The 17,817-nt window shown below is 71.2% G+C and carries 23 protein-coding genes and 1 tRNA gene; 18 read left to right on the forward strand and 6 right to left on the reverse strand.

Annotation, left to right across the window (positions count from 1 at the left end; genetic code table 11):
• Positions 1 to 9 precede the first annotated feature (9 nt).
• Positions 10 to 633: an AAA family ATPase gene (locus ACFZA0_RS10455; protein WP_391013990.1), complete on the forward strand. Its 624-nt coding sequence runs from the start codon at positions 10 to 12 to the stop codon at positions 631 to 633.
• A gap of 44 nt (positions 634 to 677) precedes the next feature.
• On the opposite strand, the gene ACFZA0_RS10460 is transcribed toward ACFZA0_RS10455, so the two are convergent.
• A tRNA-Ala gene (locus ACFZA0_RS10460) sits at positions 678 to 750 on the reverse strand.
• A 181-nt stretch (positions 751 to 931) separates the two neighbouring features.
• On the opposite strand from ACFZA0_RS10460, the gene ACFZA0_RS10465 reads away from it, so the two are divergent.
• Positions 932 to 1,480 (forward strand): helix-turn-helix domain-containing protein, encoded by a 549-nt coding sequence (locus ACFZA0_RS10465; RefSeq protein WP_391013992.1) that lies wholly within the window; start codon positions 932 to 934, stop codon positions 1,478 to 1,480.
• A 292-nt stretch (positions 1,481 to 1,772) separates the two neighbouring features.
• A complete protein-coding gene (locus tag ACFZA0_RS10470; RefSeq protein ID WP_391013994.1) occupies positions 1,773 to 3,281 on the forward strand; it encodes a protein kinase in 1,509 nt (502 codons plus the stop codon).
• 27 nt (positions 3,282 to 3,308) lie between these two features.
• On the opposite strand, the gene ACFZA0_RS10475 is transcribed toward ACFZA0_RS10470, so the two are convergent.
• Together ACFZA0_RS10475 and ACFZA0_RS10480 are read right to left on the reverse strand one after the other, a co-directional pair.
• Positions 3,309 to 4,631, reverse strand: a complete 1,323-nt coding sequence (locus tag ACFZA0_RS10475; RefSeq protein WP_391013996.1) for a hypothetical protein — start codon at positions 4,629 to 4,631, stop codon at positions 3,309 to 3,311.
• Positions 4,632 to 4,922: 291 nt separating this feature from the next.
• Positions 4,923 to 5,051, reverse strand: coding sequence for a DLW-39 family protein (locus tag ACFZA0_RS10480; RefSeq protein ID WP_010467770.1), 129 nt, complete (start codon positions 5,049 to 5,051; stop codon positions 4,923 to 4,925).
• A 339-nt stretch (positions 5,052 to 5,390) separates the two neighbouring features.
• On the opposite strand from ACFZA0_RS10480, the gene ACFZA0_RS10485 reads away from it, so the two are divergent.
• The gene (locus ACFZA0_RS10485) at positions 5,391 to 5,825 is read left to right on the forward strand and encodes a DUF6344 domain-containing protein (protein WP_391013998.1); all 435 of its coding nucleotides are present in this window, start codon (positions 5,391 to 5,393) and stop codon (positions 5,823 to 5,825) included.
• A 725-nt stretch (positions 5,826 to 6,550) separates the two neighbouring features.
• Here ACFZA0_RS10485 and ACFZA0_RS10490 read toward each other — a convergent pair.
• Both ACFZA0_RS10490 and ACFZA0_RS10495 read right to left on the reverse strand, forming a co-directional pair.
• Positions 6,551 to 6,697, reverse strand: a complete 147-nt coding sequence (locus ACFZA0_RS10490) for a hypothetical protein (RefSeq protein WP_391014000.1) — start codon at positions 6,695 to 6,697, stop codon at positions 6,551 to 6,553.
• A 282-nt stretch (positions 6,698 to 6,979) separates the two neighbouring features.
• Positions 6,980 to 7,582, reverse strand: coding sequence for a hypothetical protein (locus ACFZA0_RS10495; protein WP_391014002.1), 603 nt, complete (start codon positions 7,580 to 7,582; stop codon positions 6,980 to 6,982).
• A 923-nt stretch (positions 7,583 to 8,505) separates the two neighbouring features.
• On the opposite strand from ACFZA0_RS10495, the gene ACFZA0_RS10500 reads away from it, so the two are divergent.
• Positions 8,506 to 9,123, forward strand: coding sequence for an NERD domain-containing protein (locus tag ACFZA0_RS10500; protein WP_391014004.1), 618 nt, complete (start codon positions 8,506 to 8,508; stop codon positions 9,121 to 9,123).
• Here the strand turns inward: ACFZA0_RS10500 and ACFZA0_RS10505 are convergent, their stop codons facing one another.
• Positions 9,124 to 9,882, reverse strand: coding sequence for a UTRA domain-containing protein (locus ACFZA0_RS10505; RefSeq protein ID WP_391014006.1), 759 nt, complete (start codon positions 9,880 to 9,882; stop codon positions 9,124 to 9,126).
• Positions 9,883 to 10,068: 186 nt separating this feature from the next.
• On the opposite strand from ACFZA0_RS10505, the gene ACFZA0_RS10510 reads away from it, so the two are divergent.
• The 13 genes from ACFZA0_RS10510 (at position 10,069) to ACFZA0_RS10570 (ending at position 17,815) form a co-directional block, all read left to right on the forward strand.
• Positions 10,069 to 10,398, forward strand: coding sequence for a hypothetical protein (locus ACFZA0_RS10510; protein ID WP_391014008.1), 330 nt, complete (start codon positions 10,069 to 10,071; stop codon positions 10,396 to 10,398).
• Positions 10,399 to 10,400: 2 nt separating this feature from the next.
• Positions 10,401 to 11,741: an FtsK/SpoIIIE domain-containing protein gene (locus ACFZA0_RS10515; protein ID WP_391014010.1), complete on the forward strand. Its 1,341-nt coding sequence runs from the start codon at positions 10,401 to 10,403 to the stop codon at positions 11,739 to 11,741.
• 12 nt (positions 11,742 to 11,753) lie between these two features.
• On the forward strand, positions 11,754 to 11,936 hold the full coding sequence (locus ACFZA0_RS10520; protein WP_391014012.1) for a hypothetical protein: 183 nt from the start codon (positions 11,754 to 11,756) through the stop codon (positions 11,934 to 11,936).
• Positions 11,933 to 12,604 carry a DUF2637 domain-containing protein gene (locus ACFZA0_RS10525; RefSeq protein WP_391014014.1) on the forward strand — a complete coding sequence of 224 codons (672 nt, stop codon included), beginning with the start codon at positions 11,933 to 11,935 and terminating at the stop codon, positions 12,602 to 12,604. Before ACFZA0_RS10520 ends, ACFZA0_RS10525 begins: the two co-directional genes overlap by 4 nt.
• Positions 12,605 to 12,615: 11 nt before the next feature.
• Positions 12,616 to 12,801: a mobile element transfer protein gene (locus tag ACFZA0_RS10530; protein ID WP_391014016.1), complete on the forward strand. Its 186-nt coding sequence runs from the start codon at positions 12,616 to 12,618 to the stop codon at positions 12,799 to 12,801.
• Positions 12,802 to 12,819: 18 nt separating this feature from the next.
• Complete coding sequence (locus tag ACFZA0_RS10535; protein WP_391014018.1) at positions 12,820 to 13,125, forward strand: SpdD protein; 306 nt, start codon at positions 12,820 to 12,822, stop codon at positions 13,123 to 13,125.
• 91 nt (positions 13,126 to 13,216) lie between these two features.
• Positions 13,217 to 13,408 (forward strand): hypothetical protein, encoded by a 192-nt coding sequence (locus ACFZA0_RS10540; RefSeq protein WP_391014019.1) that lies wholly within the window; start codon positions 13,217 to 13,219, stop codon positions 13,406 to 13,408.
• Positions 13,405 to 13,719 (forward strand): hypothetical protein, encoded by a 315-nt coding sequence (locus ACFZA0_RS10545; protein ID WP_391014020.1) that lies wholly within the window; start codon positions 13,405 to 13,407, stop codon positions 13,717 to 13,719. Before ACFZA0_RS10540 ends, ACFZA0_RS10545 begins: the two co-directional genes overlap by 4 nt.
• Positions 13,716 to 13,889, forward strand: a complete 174-nt coding sequence (locus tag ACFZA0_RS10550; protein WP_391014022.1) for a hypothetical protein — start codon at positions 13,716 to 13,718, stop codon at positions 13,887 to 13,889. The genes ACFZA0_RS10545 and ACFZA0_RS10550 overlap by 4 nt, the downstream gene beginning before the upstream one ends.
• Positions 13,886 to 15,082, forward strand: a complete 1,197-nt coding sequence (locus tag ACFZA0_RS10555) for a DNA cytosine methyltransferase (RefSeq protein ID WP_391014023.1) — start codon at positions 13,886 to 13,888, stop codon at positions 15,080 to 15,082. Before ACFZA0_RS10550 ends, ACFZA0_RS10555 begins: the two co-directional genes overlap by 4 nt.
• Positions 15,079 to 16,473 carry a replication initiator protein RepSA gene (repSA, locus tag ACFZA0_RS10560; protein ID WP_391014025.1) on the forward strand — a complete coding sequence of 465 codons (1,395 nt, stop codon included), beginning with the start codon at positions 15,079 to 15,081 and terminating at the stop codon, positions 16,471 to 16,473. The genes ACFZA0_RS10555 and repSA overlap by 4 nt, the downstream gene beginning before the upstream one ends.
• Complete coding sequence (locus ACFZA0_RS10565; RefSeq protein WP_391014027.1) at positions 16,470 to 16,658, forward strand: helix-turn-helix domain-containing protein; 189 nt, start codon at positions 16,470 to 16,472, stop codon at positions 16,656 to 16,658. Before repSA ends, ACFZA0_RS10565 begins: the two co-directional genes overlap by 4 nt.
• Positions 16,658 to 17,815: a tyrosine-type recombinase/integrase gene (locus ACFZA0_RS10570; protein WP_391014028.1), complete on the forward strand. Its 1,158-nt coding sequence runs from the start codon at positions 16,658 to 16,660 to the stop codon at positions 17,813 to 17,815. The genes ACFZA0_RS10565 and ACFZA0_RS10570 overlap by 1 nt, the downstream gene beginning before the upstream one ends.
• The last annotated feature ends 2 nt before the right edge of the window (positions 17,816 to 17,817 follow it).

A 17,817-nucleotide genomic window follows, 5' to 3' on the forward strand; every position in this document is an offset into this window, starting at 1 on the left:
GTGCCGCCGGTGAAGACGGGAAGCGACTCGACTCGACTCGTCGTGCTGCGCGGCAACTCCGCCTCCGGGAAGTCCACAGTCGCCGCACGCGTCCGTGAACGTCACGGCCGGGGGATCGCCCTGGTCGGCCAGGACAACCTCCGCCGAGAGGTGCTGCGCGAGCGCGACGTCCCGGACGCGGCCAACATCGGCCTCATCGACCTGACCGTCCGCTACGCCCTCGACCACGGCTTCCACGTCGTCCTCGAAGGCATCCTCTACGTGGCTCACTACGGGACGATGATCGACGGCCTGTGCCGGGACCACCGCGGCGGCACCCATCTCTTCTACCTGGACGTGCCGTTCACGGAGACCCTCGCCCGTCACGCGACCAAACCGATCGCCCTGGACGTCACCGCCGACCAACTGCGCGGCTGGTACCGGCCGCTCGACCTGCTGCCCGGCGGCATCGAGCGGATCGTGGGCGCCGGCAGCACCGTGGAGGCCACGGCGGACCTGATCGTGCGCACGGCGGGCCTGGGACAGTCGGCCGCCGTAGGTGAGCGGGCCGCCACGGGTGAGGCGAACACCCCGGGCGGGGCGAACAGCCCAGTGGGGGCGAGTGGCGGGGCGGACGACGTCGCAACGAAATGAGCTCCTCCCACCGCGTTTCCGCAGGTGGAAGGAGCTCATCACTGTGGAGCCTAGGGGAGTCGAACCCCTGACATCTGCCATGCAAAGACAGCGCTCTACCAACTGAGCTAAGGCCCCGAAGACGGACGACCACCCCGAGAAACCCCGTACCGGTGGGCGCCGCAGGCCCAGAGTACCGGGTCACCCCCCCGATCTCGCAAAAAGATTGGGGGTCCCCGTGGACAACCACTCTCCGTAAGATGCTCGGCGTGGTTCGCGGCAGCGAACCACGGTATTGGGGAAGCGATGGGGAGACGCAATGGACGCCGCACAGCAGGAAGCGACCGCGCGAGCGCGGGAACTGCAGCGGAACTGGTACGGGGAGCCGCTGGGGGCGCTCTTCCGTAAGCTCATCGACGACCTGGGGCTCAACCAGGCTCGTCTCGCGGGGGTGCTGGGACTGTCGGCTCCGATGCTGTCCCAGCTGATGAGCGGCCAGCGGGCGAAGATCGGCAACCCGGCGGTCGTGCAGCGGGTGCAGTTGCTGCAGGACCTGGCCGGCCAGGTGGCGGACGGCAGCGTGAGCGCCGCCGAGGCCACCGAGCGCATGGAGGAGATCAAGAAGTCTCAAGGGGGCTCGGTGCTCAGCAACACCACGCAGACGACCAGCAGTTCAGGAGTGCCCACGGTCAAGCGGGTGGTCCGTGAGATCCAGTCCCTGCTGCGGTCCGTGGCCGCCGCGGGCGACATCATCGACGCGGCGAACACCCTCGCCCCGTCCCATCCGGAACTCGCCGAGTTCCTGCGCGTGTACGGCGCCGGCCGCACGTCCGACGCCGTGGCGCACTACCAGTCCCACCAGAGCTGAGACCCCGCACCCGGTCGCCGGCAGGGGGTCCGGCCGTCGGGCAGGGGCAGGCACGGAACGCGCGGGGGCGCGTCACCGGCCGTGTGAACGGAGTCGGGGGACTCCACCCGTCCGCACCGGAGGGGCACGGACGTTCCCGTGTCCCTCGTGGAATGCGGCACGCGCGAGAACCGCACAGAGGCAAGGCACGGCGCAAGGCACCAGGAACGGGCGGGAGTTCACGGGGGAGTCGCACCGCCCGGCACGGAGAGGCCCACGGGGGCAACCGCAGGGGGAGGAGCGACGCGCTGTCATGGGTGAGGTCTTCGCCGGCCGGTACGAACTGGCCGACCCGATCGGACGCGGAGGAGTGGGCGCCGTCTGGCGCGCCTGGGACCACCGCCGTCGCCGCTACGTCGCGGCAAAGGTCCTCCAGCAGAGCGACGCGCACTCGCTGCTGCGCTTCGTGCGCGAACAGGCCCTGCGGATCGACCATCCCCATGTGCTGGCACCGGCCAGCTGGGCGGCCGACGACGACAAGGTCCTGTTCACCATGGACCTGGTGGCGGGCGGTTCCCTGGTCCATCTCGTCGGCGACTACGGGCCGTTGCCGCCCGCGTTCGTCCGCCTGCTCCTCGACCAGCTGCTGTCCGGCCTCTCCGCCGTCCACGCGGAAGGGGTCGTGCACCGCGACATCAAGCCCGCCAACATCCTCCTCGAAGCCACGGGCACGGGCCTCCCGAAGCTGCGGCTGTCCGACTTCGGCATCGCGATGCGTCTCGGCGAGGCACGCCTGACGGACACCAACCTCGTGGTGGGAACGCCCGGTTATCTCGCGCCCGAGCAGATGATGGGCGCCGAACCGGACTTCACCGCCGACCTGTTCGCGGTCGGGCTGGTCGCCCTCTACCTGCTGGAGGGCGCGAAGCCGGACGCCAGGGCACTGGTCGAGCACTTCGCCGCCCACGGGACGCCGGGGCCGCCGCAGCGCGTGCCCGAGCCCCTCTGGCAGGTCGTGGCCACCCTGCTGCAACCCGACCCGCACGCCCGCTTCCGCACCGCCACCGGCGCCCGCCGGGCGCTCGCCGATGCCGCCGAACTCCTCCCACCGCCCGGCCCGGACGACGAACTGATCGAGATCTTCGACCAGTTGGGCCCCCTTCCCCCGGGCTTCGGCCCGGAAGGGCCGAGCGCGACACGGCCGGGTGCGGTCAAGGACGTCTGGGAAAACGGGAGTTCGCAGAGCGGAGGGTCGCCCCGACACGGGAACGCGGGTGCGGCAAGGGCCGGTTCGAAGGCCGCCGGGCAGGCACCGGGCGGACCGGTGACGAGCCCCCCGCGCTCCGGCCCGCCGCCGTCCGACCCCCGCAGTTCGCCGGACTCCCCCTCGGCGTCGGTCTCCGCACCCCCGCGCCCGGCGAACCTGCCCGCGCCGACGCCCCGCTCCCCCGGCACCGGCGGGCCCTCGCCCGAGGACACCGGGAGTTTCCGCCTGCCGTCCCCGGCACCCGGCGTACCCGGCGGACAGCGCACCGGTCCCGCCCCGGACGACGGCCCCGGCGCTCCCGGCGGCGGCCTGCCGTACGGCGGCCTCGGCCCCGTGCCCGACGCGACGCCGCCCACCCAGCAGCACGTCCCCGCCGAGAGGCCGACCGCCTCGTACACCGCCCAGGTCCCGCTCCCCGCGCGGGAGCCGGCCCGGCGCCGCGGTTCGCGGCGGCGTCGGCCGAGGCCGGGGCCGCCCGCCGCGGTCGTGGTCCCCGTCCTGCTCATCGCGCTCGCCTGCTACGCCGTGGGGTTCTGGGCGCTGACCCGGATGTGACCGCGCCCGGCGGCCGGACGGCCCCGCTCAGCCCCGGCCCGCGGCCGCCGCCCGGCGCCTGCTCAGCACCGTCCACACGCCGAGTCCGGCCAGCAGTACGGTGCCGCCGCCGATCCCGCCCGCGGCGACCGCCCGCATGCCCGGGTCGGCGCCCGTGCCCGCCGCGCCGTGCGCCGTCGCGGCGTCGCGTTCCGCGTCGCTGACCTCGAAGACCCCGGACGGCACGGACCTCCCCGCGTACCCCGGGCCCGCCTGCGCCTCGCCGCGGATGCCCAGCCGCAGCGTCAGCGTGAAGGGCCCGTCGCCGAACCGGTCGGCCGTCTGCCCGGCGAGATGCACCACCAGGTAGTACGCGCCCGCGACCCGCATCGCCCGCACCTGGTCGCTGAAGCTGAAGCGGTTGGCGTACGCCACGGGCGGCGACGAGTCCAGCGCGGCCGACGCCGCGCGGCCGCCGTACGAGAGGGCGACGTCCTGCACGTCGTCCCGCACGGGGTTGTACAGGGAGGTGGTCAGCGCGCCGGTGACGTAGCCGGTGCCCGGTCCCGCGCCCAGCTCGGCGGTGGCGTCGAGCTGCTGTCCCCAGTCGAGCGGCACCCGGTAGAAGAGGGTCCGGCCGGGCCGGATGTCCGCCGTCCAGGTGCCCCGTCCCACGGTGACCGCCGAGCCGAAGCCCGCGCCGCCCGCGCGCCGCACGGCGGTCCCGGCCGGCGGTTCGGGCGTCGCGGAGTCCCACGCCTCGGGTGCCTTCGTCGCCCCGGCCGCCTTCAGCCCGGGTTCGGACACGGCGGTCAGTTCGAGACCCCAGTCGCCGGCCTGGGAGTTCTTCGCGTCCGCCCGCTCGACGACGACGTAGTAGGTGCCCGCCCCCTGGCACACTCCGGATCCCGGTGCGACCTCGCGGGACGCCGACGCCGCGACCGGGTGGGGGCTGTGGCTCGCGCCGAACTGTTCGGTCGCCAGCGAGCACGTGCCGCCGTTCGCGTCCCGCAGGGAGACGCGGACGCCGTCCGTGGCGGCGACCGTTCCGCCGGCACGCGGAACGGCGGTCACGGAGACGTAGGCGGTCTCCGCGGCGTCCAGTTCGAGGCGGTAGTAGCGGGCGCCGTCCCTCGGCAGGGAGCTGCGGTAGGCCGACCCGGCCTCCAGCGGTGACGCGCCGACGGTCCCCTCCGTGCCCGCGACGGTCCGCGCGCCGGGCACGTAGTCGTAGGGGACGGTTCCGTCGGCGGCCACCGCGGCCCGCACCGCCGACGCCGACATCGCGCAGAGCAGCACACCGACGACACCCGCGCGCGCGACGCCGCGGAGGCGGGAACCACCGGACGGTCGGCCGTGGACCGGCGCCACCGGGTGGACCGGAGAGAGAGGGGAGGCGGCGGCGCCGGGGAGCGGGGAGCCGGGCGGACGGCCCTGCGCCGTGGGAGGGGCCGCGGGCGCCTTCGGTCGGAAAGGGCGCCGGTGCCGTGCCGCACCGCGTCCCCCTGCCACACCCCGCCCCATCGCGCCACCCCTCGCCGTTGCTCCCGCGGTTGCTCCGGACGTGGCCCATCCTGCACCGGGTGCCGCATCCCGCGCCCGGACAACACAAAACCCCGACCGCGAGGCGGCCGGGGTCTGTTCAGTCTCGCTTGTCGGTGCTCACGAACCCGCGGGCACGGAGTCGGTTGCCTCCGTCCACAGGTCCTGCTCGGCTCGATCCGCCTGGATCTGCCGGTACACGAGGAGCCCGCCGATGGCGGCCAGTGCGACCAGGAGAAGCTTCTTCACCGCGCTACCTCGTCTTTCCTTGACGTAAGGGGACCTCTGGCGCCCGACTATACACACCGACCGAGACCGATCAGTGACCCGCGTCCGGCCCTCAACTCCCGTTCCCCGGAGCGCAGTAGACGGGGTGGACGTCGGTCCGATCTGACGGTGATCACATCCGCACGGACGGTGACTTTGGCCACTCTCCTCCCGTCTGCGGCGCTTTTCGTCCCTCTTGCACCCATCCGTGTGGTGTTCATCTGAACATCAACGCGCCACGTGCCGAGGTCCACCACTTCGCGGTCCGCATACACATCATGAGGAAAGTACGCAAATCGCCCAACCTGAAAGTGAGGGGTCATGGCCCGGATTCCGGTCATGAAGCTCTGGACCGCCATCGTCACCGCGTTCCTCGCGCTGTTCACCGCGCTCGGTCTGATCACCACCACCTCCGCCGCGGCAGCGCCGCAGACGGACTCGGCCGCCCGCACCACCGAGACCCCGGCGGAGGTGACGACACCGGCGCTCAGCCCCTGGGCGTGGATCTTCGCGCGATCACTACCGCCCACCATGAAGCAGCGCATCCGGGCCGAGGCCCACGGCAAGTCACCGAGCTGCCGCCACCGCCCGCCGGCCGACGACGAGGCCGAGGCACCCCCGGCCGACATCACCGCAGGCATCCCGGCCGACGCCCAGTGCGCGGACGCCCCGGCGGAACCGCTCCTGAAGGAACCGCACCTCGCGGGCATCCCCCTCGCCCGCCAGCACGACCGGGCGGTCCCGCTCCAGCGCTGACACGGCAGGGCCCCCGGCACACGCCGCCAGGCGAGCCCGGTCCCGACAGCGCAGGACCCCAACAGCCCGATCCGGCAAGCCCGGTCCGGCAGCCCGGTCCCGCACCTTCCGGCCCGACGGCCCAGCAGGCACAGCCCGACAGGGCCAGGCCCTCCGGCCGAGCGAGCCACCCGAGCCCAGCACATTCGGCTCCACAGCCCCACCAGACCCTCCGGCACCACCCCGCACGACAGCACCACACGCACCACACGGACTTGCAGCAGCACGGCAGGACGAGACCACCACCCGGTGGCCACGCACCCTCGACAGGGCTGCTCACGACCCGACGTAAGCCCAGCACCGGACGGAATCCCCGTACGACGGCAGGCCGCGGCGCAGTTGGCCGCACACGCCACCGCCGACGGGACGTGCCGCCACCGCGAGGCGAACCCGGCAGTGGGCTCCAGGCCGAGAACGGCACCCGTCGCGTCCCGCCGTACCCCCGCACGTCCCGCATGACCTCTCCACGAACCAGCGGCGAATTTGCGTACTCCGCTCCTGGAGAAGAAAAAGAGCCCCGGCCTGGACAGCCGGGGCTCTTCGCGTTGCCCGGAACCTGTCCCGTGCGGCGTGGGCCAAGTCCCTGACGTCTACGCCGGGTTGCGCGTTGCGCGGGCCCTCTCCGCCCCCCGGGACGCCCGGAGAGCCCAGTACCGGGCTCTCCCGGCCGCCGCTCGCGAAGCCGGTCACGCCTCCGACGCCGGCCACCAGTTCAGCGGCTCTCCGTCCGGCCCGAACACGTTGCTGAAGCCCCACACGACCAGCCCGCCCACCCCCGCGGCCCAGGCCCCCATCACGGCCTCGACCAAGGGAATCCCAGCGGAGCGGGCCACCGCCACGACGGGACAGCAAAAGACCCCCGGCCCTGTGGGCCGGGGGTCTTTCCGCTGTGGGGCTAACAGGATTTGAACCTGTGGCCTCATCCTTATCAGGTCGATCACGGGTACCTGTGGGCATCGGCAAGTCCGCCGTGGACTTGGACCATCTGTACGTCTGTATTCGACGGTGCCCGCCAGTGTCCGCCCTTGTTGGTGTCAGGCGCTGGTGTCAACGAACGGGGCCGCTCTTGACAAAGGCGGCTCAACACACGAGCTACCCACGTAGGCGAAGCGCCTTCACCGACCGAGCCGCTTCAGCGCCATCTCGTACGGCGCCTGCTGGTCGGCGAGCTTCTTCAGCGCCGTCTCGTACGGCCGCTGCTGGTCCGCCAGCTTCTTCAGTACCGACTCGTACGGCGCCTGCTGGTCGGCGAGCTTCTTCAGTACCGACTCGAACGGCCGCTGCTGGTCGGCGAGCTTCTTCAGCGCCGTCTCGAACGGCCGCTGCTGGTCGGCGAGCTTCTTCAGCGCCGTCTCGAACGGCCGCTGCTGGTCCGCCAGCTTCTTCAGCGCCGTCTCGAACGGCCGCTGCTGGTCCGCCAGCTTCTTCAGCGCCGTCTCGAACGGCCGCTGCTGGTCCGCGAGCTTCTTCAGCGCCGTCTCGAACGGCCGCTGCTGGTCCGCGAGCTTCTTCAGCGCCGTCTCGAACGGCCGCTGCTGGTCCGCCAGCTTCTTCAGTACCGACTCGTACGGCCGCTGCTGGTCCGCCAGCTTCTTCAGTACCGACTCGTACGGCCGCTGCTGATCCGCCAGCTTCTTCAGTACCGACTCGTACGGCCGCTGCTGATCCGCCAGCTTCTTCAGCAGCGACTCAAACGGCGCCGGCTGGTCCGCGAGCATCCGGAACGGCCGCGCTTCAGCCGCCAGCTTCCGGAACGAGGTTGCATCGGGGAGAGGATTCCCGCACTCGGTCTGGTGGGGCTGACAGTCCTGGGTACCGCTCAGACGAGCAAGTGCGGTGCTGTAGTGGATGCCCTCATGCTGGGCAAGCTGACGGGCCTTCTGCTTAAGAGAGTTCTTGCCCCTCTTGGTCACAGCCTTCTCCGACCTCGACGAGTCCCACACCCTCATCGGTCCGTGGCTGTTGCCAAGCTCGATGAATGAACGTGGGCCCCAAGGGCCTTGACCGTCTGTCACTTGCGGTGTGGGCGCAAGGGCGCGGCGGCTCGGCGTACACGGCTTGCCGTATCAACAGTGTACTCATCAAACTCGCCTACACCACAAGGTCAGCACGTCTCAACCCCCTGCCACTCACCACCCGCCCCAGCTCCCATCCCGTCTGCCGTCGACCCACACACCGTGGAGCGGGCGTGGATCAGGGCGTCAAGGTGGAGCGCGCCACTGTACGAACGACCTTGACGCCCTGGGCCGCGTCTGCTCGGCTCTGCCTGGGTCGACGGCAGGCGGGATGGGAGCCTCCGCACCAGCCACTCACGGCCGGCACTCGCGACCGGGCCCCCTGCCATCTCGGAGCCTGAGCGCCCCCGCCGGAGGCTTGTTCGTAGCGTGGCTGCTCTGCACGGTGATCACCCCATGGACCTCGGCCCTACCCACGTGTGGGCGCGCGTCGGCGGCGGCAGCGCCGAGCGGGCCGAAGGCAGGAGCGCGGGCGCAGCCAGAGCCGGGAAGCGCGCCCGGCGGAGCGGAGCGCAGCCGGGGCTTGATGAGGTAGAGAAACCTGTAACAGCTCCTGGCCGGTAGGGGCCTTGGCGCTACTCATGCCGCGTGGTGGGGTGAAGGAAGGTCACGCGCGAGGGGGCAGGGTGCAGCCGTTACCGGACGACTTGGCACGGAACAGGCCGGGCGACGCGGTGCGTCGGAAGATCCTGGAGTTGCAGCCGAACCCGGTGCTGAGGCTGATTGACCGCTGGCGTCCGGGGTCGGCCATCTACAGCTGGGCGGCCGGTCTTACCGGTGAACGCCTCACCGGGCGCCGTTTGAGCACACTCCGGCGTCATGGATGGTTCGTCCTCCACGCGATCCCGGGGGCCGGCGGCGCTGACATCGATCATCTCGCCATCGGTCCTGCCGGGGTCTTCGCGATCAACTCCAAACGGCACCCGGGCAAGACGGTCTGGTACGGCGACCATGCCCTGACAGTGAACCGTTCCCCGACCCGGCACATCGCGATCAGCCAGTCCGAAGCTCGCCGCATCTCGCGTGCCCTGTCGCGTCACTGCGGGACCGAGATTTCCGTCCGTCCTGTGATCTCTGTCGTGCACGCGGCGAAGGTCACGGTCAAGGGTGCGAATCCGCCTGTCCTCGTCTTGGAAGTCGCGCGGCTCGACCAAGTGTTGTCCGGTCTGACTCCCACGCTCTCGCCCGACCAGGTCGCCCACATCTACGCCGTGGCGCGACGTCCGCGGACCTGGACAGGTTGATCACGCGTCGAACGCGTACTCCAGGATGTACGAGGCAGCGTCAAGGGCCATGTCGTTGATCTCGACGGGGCGGCCGTCCTCGGCGAAGGCGGTCCGGACGATGAGGATGACCGGGGTGCCGGCCGCGATGCTCAGATGCTCCGCCTCGTCCTTCGACGGCATGCGGGAGCGGATCTCCTCGCGGAAGTGAATGGGCTTCCAGCCGACTTCGGCAAGCCGGGCGTAGATGCCGCCGGGACCCGGGTTCTCGTCAGTGATCGGTGTCCCTGCCGCCACGGACGTGGGGAGGTAGCTCGTCGCGAACAGCACGGGTTTCCCGTCCAGCACGAACCTCCGCCGGCGGACGCATGCGGTCTCGCCCTCCGCCAAGCCGAGTGCTTCCGCGAACTCGGCTGGCGCCTGCTCCTCGGAAACGCTGACCTGGTCGACAACGAGGTCACGGCCTTCGGTGTCGGCGGCCCAGATGGAGCGCCCGGTACCCCACTGGTCCTGTGCCAAGCGCTTGATCCCCTGGCGTCGAAGCGGGCGGAAGGCTCGCACGAAGACGCCGGCGCCCTTACGGGACTCGGCCAACCCTTCGGACTGAAGCACGCCGAGAGCCTGGCGGGCTGTCATACGGGCAACCCCGTGTTCGGAGATCAGGTCGTTCTCTCCTGGTAGCCGATCACCGGGACCGTATTCGCCAGACTGGATCGCCTCACGCAGGGAGTCCGCGATCCGCTGGTACTTCGGCCGACGGTCGTCGTCGGTGGTGGCCATTTTGGAGCCCTCCTCTCTTCTCTAGACAGCCTATGGCATGGGTTCCATAGGCGCTCTCTGCGTGTAGCCCGGATCAGGCTCGACCAACATCTCTATACATCTCCCTTGACGTCTCTAGAGAGGTGCGCTCAAATGGAGATGTCTAGAGAGGTCGTACAGGCGACTTCCGTGAACGAGGAGTGACGCATGCCGTCCTTCAAGATCGACCTTTCGTCGGCCACGGTGTTCGTGGCGACCGCCCCGGTTCCGAAGCTGAAGGACCAGAAGACCGGTGAGCGCGCGGTGGACTTCGAGACGGGCGCCGGCCTGTCCACGGTGGGGCTGCTGATCGCGGACGACGGGGAGGCGAACCTCTACAAGGTGACGGTCCCGGAGACGGGCCTGCCGGACGGACTGACCGTGGGTGTCCCGGTGACCGTGGTCGGCCTGAAGGCCCGGGACTGGGAGAACACGTTCAACGGCAAGCCCGGTCACGGCATCGCGTTCCGTGCGGCTGCCATCACGGCTGGGGTCTGAGGATGACGGACCTGGCCGTGTACGTGGAGGCTGCGGGGGCCGCTTCGGCTGCCGGCGGTCTCGGCTATGCGAAGGTGCACGCTCCTCGCGTGTACTGGTCGCTGGTCGGGCTCCCGGTGACCTGGGGTCGGTTCACGTGGTCGTACCAGTCGACGATGGACGTGTGCGGGCTGACGGTGCAGCCGTCCGGGTTCCGCGCGTTCGTCACCAGGAACGTGGCCCGTCGCGAGGTGCGTCAGGTGGCGCCGAAGGTCCGCCGGGTTCGCGGTACGTCGACCGGGCTGCGGGTCACCCTCCGGCTCCCCGCCGGCCTCGAACCCGCCGACATCACCGCTTCGACCGAGCGGCTTCGGCACGCCTGGGGTGTCCACGCGGTCACCGTGGCGGAGACCAAGCCCGGGTATGTCGAGCTGCGGATGACCGGGTACGACGTCCTGTCCCGGGTCCGCCTGCCCCGCTCGGCCCGTTCGTCGGGTCTGGTGGTGCCGGTGGCGGTGCGGGACGACGGCACGGCCTTCGAGCGGGACTACCGCAAGGTGCCCATGGCACTGACCCTCGGTGCCACGCACTCGGGGAAGTCCATGTACCTGCGCAACCTGGTCAAGGGCTTGGCCTCCCTGCCCGTGGCGCTGGTCGGCATCGACTGCAAGCGCGGGGTGGAACAGTCCGCCTACCGCCCGCGGCTGTCGGCTCTGGCCACCACACCGGATCAGGCTTCCGCCCTGGTCGACGTCCTCGTCGGTGAGATGGAGGACCGGTTCGACCTGTTGGCCAGGCACGGTGTCTCCGACATGTGGGAACTGCCCGCCGGTGAGCGTCCGGTGCCGTTGGTGGTGCTGGTTGACGAGATCGCGGAACTGTTCCTGATCTCCTCGAAGAAGGATGAGGAACGGCGCGAACGCCTGGTGACGGCGTTGATCCGGCTCGCGCAGATGGCACGCGCGGTCGGGATCTATCTGGAGATCTGCGGTCAGCGTTTCGGCTCGGAACTCGGCAGGGGCGCCACCATGCTCCGTGCCCAGCTCACCGGGCGTGTGGTGCACCGGGTCAACGACAAGCAGACCGCCGAGATGGGTTTGGGCGACGTGGCTCCGGACGCGGTGGCGGCTGCCGGGCTGATCCGTGCGGACCGCCCCGGAACCGCTGTCGCGGCAGACACCTCCGGCGGCTGGTCCCGTATCCGCACCCCGCACGTCTCGCGCGCCGAAGTGGTCGCCGCCTGCCTCCGGTACGCGCACCTGGTGCCGGACCTGCCCGCGTTGGAGTCGTTCCGCCCGCACGTGCCCGCCGGCGCCCCGGTGTCCGGTCCGTCGCTGGTCAAGCCCCGGCCGGTCGCCGAGTAGGAGGTGTTCGCCATGGCTGCACGCAAGAGCGCCAAGAGCACCACCCCCACCCCGCCGCCCACCGTGCCGTGCCCGGTCTGCAAGGGCTCCGGGGACGTTCCCCGCACGGTCCTGGTCGGCCGCAAGCGTCGCCCGGCCGGTCAGCAGTCCGGGTTCTGCCTGAACTGCCTCGGTGAGGGTGAGGTGACCTCATGAACGGCAAGGTCCGGCTGGACGCGGTCCTCGTACAAGCGGTGATCGCCGGGGCGCTCTCCTTCGCGCACCTGCACGACCTGGCGGCGGCTGCCGGACAGTCCGGATGGAAGGCGTGGGCCTACCCGGTCTCCGTGGACCTGCTCCTTGTCGCCGCATGGCGCCGGCTCCGGGCCGGACGGGACCGGGCCACCTGGACCTGGTTCGCCATCGCGCTGTGCGCCTCCCTCGGGGCGAACGTCGCCACGGCCGGTCTGCTCGACATGCGGCACGTGCCCGCCTGGCTGTGCATCCTCGTCGCCGGCTGGCCCGCCCTCGCCTTCCTCGGCGGCACCCTCCTCGTCCACGCACCCGCCCCCACCGCTCCGGCCGCGAACAACCCGCCGGAAGTCCCCGCAGAGGTGCCAGACGTCGCCCTGGACCGGGCCGACCAACCCGCCCCGGAGCCTGCTCCGATGCGGGAGACGACCCCGGAACTGCCTGCGGCACCCCCGGCTCCGGCCACGCCGGCTCCGGCTGTCCCCGCGGCCCTGCTCGATCACGCCCGAAAGATCGCCGACAGCCACCGGGCCGCGCACGGAGAACCGATCACCGCTGCCGCGCTCGCGGGACGGCTGGGCCTTCCCGCACCGATGACCGACGCGATCACCAACCAACTCAACCTGACCTGAACGGAGTTGCCATGCCCGCCTTCCGCCGCTTCCGCGACAAGCGCCGTATCGGCCCGGTCACGGTCGCCACCTACCAGGACGGGAGGGGCCGTACCCGCCACGTCGCCGCCTGCTCCGCCCCCGGCTGCGGCTTCTCCGCCGACTACGACGACCGCTCCGCCGCCGAACTCGCCGCCAACACCCACCGCTGCGCCTGACCGAAGGGAGATCCACCCGTGTTCACCCCGAAGTACCCCGCCCCCGACACCGCCTCCGGCATCCCCGCCGCGGCCCCCGTCGCGCCCCCGGTGTCCGTGCCGACCGCGCCGGCCCCGGCCGCCCCCGCCCCGGTCTCGAACCGGCCCGTCGTCCAGCTCACCCCCGGCAGCACCCTCGCCCTCGTCGGCGGCGGGACCGCCGTGGTCCTGGTCGTCGGCGCGGTCCTGGTCTCCATGCTCCTCGCGGTCGCCATCACGGGGGCCTCGGTCGCCGTGTGCGCGGTCGTCCTGCGTTCCCTGCTCAACCACGAGAACCGGCACTGAAAAACCCCCGCAGTGGCCTAGGTCGCCAAACTTCCGCCGCTGCGGGGGCCCGCCCCTCCTGATCCAACGGACCCGAAAGGGAAAGGCCATCATGCCCGAGCACTACTCCGCCATGCGCGTCTGCCGCGACTGCGACGGCCACGCTTCGGCCATGGTCACCACTGGTGGCCGCGACCGCGACGGCTCCCGCGCCGTGCTCCCCGTCGTCTGCCCCGCCTGCAAGGGCACCGGTACCACCCGCCCCGCCGACCGTCTCGCCCCGGTCGGGAGGTGGATGCGGTGAAGCGCCCCACCCGCCAGAGCCCCGGACTGCACATCGTTGCCCCGTCCGCCGCCGAACGGGACCCCCGGTACGCCCAGCGCCCCAGCGAGCTGGAGCTGTCCGGCGTTGTCCCGACCACCCTGGCCGGCCAGCCCACCGCGTCCTACGCCTGCGGATGCGGCGCCGCCGGTGAAGCCTGCGGCCGACACGCCGTGCAGAACCTCGTCCAGGAGTACACCGACCACGGCAGCACCTGCCCCGACCGCAACGGCCGCCCGTGGGAACGCCACGGCAAGCCCCTGCCGCCGCGCGGCCACGGGAGGCACTCGTGAGCCTCCTCGACTGGCGCTCCGCCAAGCACTACGACCCGACCGGCGACAAGCCGTGCGTCCTGTGCGCCAAGCCGACCCCGCTGCGCTCCGACCGGGGCAAGCCCGCCCACAAGGTGTGCGCCGAAGAGTGGATCGACGCCCACACCCCCGAGAAGGGGGACTCGGAATGAGCGCCCCCGCCCTCGTCCTGGACCTCTTCGCCGGACCCGGCGGCTGGTCCGAGGGACTGCGATCGCTCGGGCTGCGGGACGTCGGGATTGAAATCGACCCGGCGGCCTGCGCCACCCGTACTGCCGCCGGGCACACCACGATCCGCGCCGATGTCGCCGCCTACCCCACCGCACCGCTCGACGGAAAGGTCTCCGGGCTGATCGCCTCTCCGCCCTGCCAGACCTTCAGCGCCGCCGGACTGCGCGCCGGAAACGACGACATGGACCTGTGCCACCAGGGCCTTGACGACATCGCCCGCGGGAGCGACACCCGCCCCGCACTTCGCGCCGCCTGCGCCGACCCGCGCTCTCTGCTCGTGGTTGAACCGCTGCGCTACGCCCTCGACCTACGCCCCGGCTGGATCGCCCTGGAGGAAGTCCCAGCCGTGGCACCCCTGTTCGCCCACGTCGCGGGCATCCTGCGCGGCATCGGCTACTCGGTGTGGACGGGCGTGCTCAACGCGGCCGACTACGGCGTCCCGCAGACCCGCCGCCGGGCCCTCCTGCTGGCATCCCGCACCCGTACCGCCGCACCGCCCGAGCCCACTCACGCCAAGGACCCCGGCCCTGACACCCTGTTCGGCCCCACCTTGGCGCCGTGGGTCACCATGGCCGACGCCCTGGGCTGGGGCGCCACCGACCGCCCCGTCCCCACGGTCACCGCCGGCGGCGGCAAGAGCGGGGGACCGGAGCCCTTCCCCAGCTCGGCCCGGAAAGCCCTGATGGACGCTCAACGGCGCGGCTCGTGGGTGCTGCACACCAACCGCGATCAACGGCCCGACGGCAATCGGCAGACCGCCGACCCGCATGGTGCGCCCGCGCCCACGTTCACGGCAAAGGCAGGCAGTCAGTGGGTCCTGAGGCACAGCAACCGCCGAAACGCCACCGTCCGGCGCGCCGATGAACCTGCCGCAACCCTGCTGTTCGCCAAGGCCAGCAACGACGTGTCCTGGGAAAAGGAGGGCTCCGCCGGTCCGGAATCCGTCCGCATCACTGTTCCGGAAGCCGCCGCCCTCCAGACCTTCCCCGTCGGCTACCCCTTCCAGGGCACCAAGACCCGGCAGTTCGAGCAGATCGGCAACGCCGTTCCGCCGCTGCTCGCCTCCGCCGCCCTCCGCGCCCTGGTTTCCAACGCCTTGGAGGCCGCCGCGTGACCGACACCGCCACCATGGCGGGCCTGGACCCGGCCACCCTCGCCGACGTGCTGAGGCTGACCGGGTCTCCCGGCTTCGACCGCATCCAGGACCAGATCCGCCGAACCGGCGGCTGCTCCGACCCGATCCACCTCACCGGCGGCACCGTCACCCGCGACCGGACCACCGGGCACGTCCTACACCGGTACTCGACCGACAACGAACCCGGTGGCCGGCTCCGCATCGCGTGCGGCAACCGCCGTGCCTCCCGCTGCCCCTCCTGCGCCTGGACCTACGCCGGCGACACCTACCACCTCATCCGCGCCGGACTCGTCGGCGACCCCGCCAAGGGCACCCCGCCCACCGTGCGGAACCACCCCCGCGTCTTCGCCACCCTCACCGCACCCTCCTTCGGCCCTGTCCACAACCGGCCTGGCGGCTCCGGCCCCTGCCGGTGCGGCGCCCGCCACCCCGAGGACGCGCCGGCCCTGGGCACGCCGCTGGCCCCGGAGACGTACGACTACGCCGGGGCGGTGCTGTGGAACAACCACGCCTCCGACCTGTGGCGCTACTTCTCGATCTACCTGCGCCGCGAGATCGCCCGGCACGCCGGCCTCACGCAGAAGGCGGCCAAGGAAGAGTCGCGGGTCTCCTTCGGCAAGGTCGCCGAGTACCAGAAGCGCGGCGCCGTGCACTTCCACGCCGTGATCCGCTTCGACGGACCGGACGGCCCCGACTCCCCGCCCCCGACGTGGGCGACGCTCGAACTCCTCGACACCGCAATTAGGGCCGCTGCCGCCCGCGTTGCGGTCGACGTCCCCCCGGCCGGTGACCAGCCGACCCGCACCCTCACGTGGGGGACACAGCTCGACGTCCGCCCGATCCGCGCGTTCGGCGACGGGGAGGACATCACGGAACAGGCGGTCGCCTCCTACGTCGCCAAGTACGCCACCAAGGCGGCCGAGACGACGGGCACGGTTGATCGCCGGATCGGCAACAAGGAAGCCCTGGCCCTGCTCGACGTCCCCGAGCATCCCGCCCGGCTCATCGCCGCATGCCTTGACCTGCACGCGCTGTACCCGGACCGCAAGCTGCGCGACTGGGCCCACATGCTCGGCTTCCGCGGCCACTTCTCCACCAAGTCCCGCCGCTACTCGACCACGTTGGGCGCCCTGCGCCAAGTCCGGGCCGACTACCGCGCCGGCGAGCACCGGGCCGCCCTCGGCCTGCCCGACCCAGACGACCCCGAAGCGTCGACGCTCACCCTCGCCCACTGGGCCTACGCCGGCCACGGCCACACCCCCGGTGAATCCTGGCTCGCCGCCAACACCCGCCGAGAGATCCAACTCAACCGCGAAACCGCCCGCGAGGAACTTCCCGCCCTGCTCGAACTGGAAGGAGCCGCAGCATGACCACCGCACCCGCTGAGCTGCTGACCGTGCCGGAAGTCATGGCGCGGCTCAAGGTCGGTCGGACCAAGGTCTACGACCTGATCCGCACCCACCGGTTGACGTCCATCAAGGTCGACGGCTGCCGGCGCATCCCCGACAGTGCCATTCACGACTTCATCGTCGGTCAGATCGGGGAGGCTGCCTGATGGCGAAGCGTCGGCCCAACGGCGGAGGCACCATCACGAAGCGGAGCGACGGCCGGTATCAGGGCGCTGCCTACGTCACCGACACGGACGGCAACCGCGTCCGCAAGTACGTCTACGGGCAGACCTGGGACGAGACGTCGGAGAAGCTGGGCAAGCTGCAAGACCAAGAGCGCAACGGGGTCCCGGTGCCCTCGCGGTCCTGGTCGGTGGGCGAGTGGCTGGCCTACTGGCTGACGCACATCGTGAAGCCGAACACCGAGTACAACACCTGGTCCAAGTACGAGTCGAAGGTGCGGCTCTACCTCGTGCCGGCACTCGGGAAGAAGCCCCTGGCCAAGCTCACGCCTGCTCAGGTGCGGCTGATGATGCAACAGCTCACCCGCGCCAAGGTGTCCGCGTCGGTGCGGTTCGAGGTTCTGCGTACCCTGCGGAACGCCCTGAACCGCGCTCTGCGCGAGGAACTGATCACGCGGAACGTCGCGCTGCTCGTCGACATGCCGAAGGTCTCCAAGGAGCCTCACAGCCCCTGGAACGCCCGTGAGGCGGTCGCCTTCCTCCGCTCGGTCCGGGCGCACCGCTTGTATGCCGCCTTCGTCCTGGTGCTCGTTCTGGGGCTTCGGCGAAGCGAGGTGCTCGGACTGCGGTGGTCAGACGTGGACTTCGACGCTCGCCAGTTCACGCCGGTCAAGCAGGTGCAGCGGGAGAAGGGGAGGGGACTCGTGCTCAAGGAACTCAAGACCGACTCGTCCCAAGCCACGCTGCCGCTCCCGGAGTTCTGCGTGCGGGCCTTGGCGGAGCGGCGTCACCTCCAGGGCATCGAGAGGGCACAGGCCGGCGCCGAGTGGTCGCAGGCTCCGGGGGCGGACCTGATCTTCACTGAGCGGAACGGCGGGCCCATCGAGCCGCGGGGCTTCTCGCGGTCCTTCGATGCCAGGGTGACGCGGGCCGGCGTGCCCCGGATCACCGTGCGGCTGGCTCGGCACACCTGCGGGACGCTGCTGGCCTTCCTCAAGGTCCATCCGAAGGTCGCTCAGGCGATCCTCCGGCACTCGCAGATCCGCATGACGATGGACGTGTACACGCACGTCGTGGGCGACGATCAGAGGGAGGCTGCGGACCTGCTGGCCGGCCTGCTGGAAGATCCACTGATCGGCTGATG

The organism is Streptomyces sp. NPDC008150 (genome assembly GCF_042956945.1).
Taxonomy (GTDB): Bacteria; Actinomycetota; Actinomycetes; order Streptomycetales; family Streptomycetaceae; genus Streptomyces.

Coding starts and splice junctions, on each gene's coding strand:
- ACFZA0_RS10510 (WP_391014008.1), top strand. CDS start 10,069: ATGCCGTCCTTCAAGATCGACCTTTCGTCGGCCACGGTGTTCGTGGCG.
- ACFZA0_RS10485 (WP_391013998.1), top strand. CDS start 5,391: ATGGCCCGGATTCCGGTCATGAAGCTCTGGACCGCCATCGTCACCGCG.
- ACFZA0_RS10470 (WP_391013994.1), top strand. CDS start 1,773: ATGGGTGAGGTCTTCGCCGGCCGGTACGAACTGGCCGACCCGATCGGA.
- ACFZA0_RS10505 (WP_391014006.1), bottom strand. CDS start 9,882: ATGGCCACCACCGACGACGACCGTCGGCCGAAGTACCAGCGGATCGCG.
- ACFZA0_RS10540 (WP_391014019.1), top strand. CDS start 13,217: ATGCCCGAGCACTACTCCGCCATGCGCGTCTGCCGCGACTGCGACGGC.
- ACFZA0_RS10515 (WP_391014010.1), top strand. CDS start 10,401: ATGACGGACCTGGCCGTGTACGTGGAGGCTGCGGGGGCCGCTTCGGCT.
- ACFZA0_RS10530 (WP_391014016.1), top strand. CDS start 12,616: ATGCCCGCCTTCCGCCGCTTCCGCGACAAGCGCCGTATCGGCCCGGTC.
- ACFZA0_RS10520 (WP_391014012.1), top strand. CDS start 11,754: ATGGCTGCACGCAAGAGCGCCAAGAGCACCACCCCCACCCCGCCGCCC.
- ACFZA0_RS10570 (WP_391014028.1), top strand. CDS start 16,658: ATGGCGAAGCGTCGGCCCAACGGCGGAGGCACCATCACGAAGCGGAGC.
- ACFZA0_RS10555 (WP_391014023.1), top strand. CDS start 13,886: ATGAGCGCCCCCGCCCTCGTCCTGGACCTCTTCGCCGGACCCGGCGGC.
- ACFZA0_RS10525 (WP_391014014.1), top strand. CDS start 11,933: ATGAACGGCAAGGTCCGGCTGGACGCGGTCCTCGTACAAGCGGTGATC.
- ACFZA0_RS10495 (WP_391014002.1), bottom strand. CDS start 7,582: ATGCTCGCGGACCAGCCGGCGCCGTTTGAGTCGCTGCTGAAGAAGCTG.
- ACFZA0_RS10565 (WP_391014027.1), top strand. CDS start 16,470: ATGACCACCGCACCCGCTGAGCTGCTGACCGTGCCGGAAGTCATGGCG.
- ACFZA0_RS10465 (WP_391013992.1), top strand. CDS start 932: ATGGACGCCGCACAGCAGGAAGCGACCGCGCGAGCGCGGGAACTGCAG.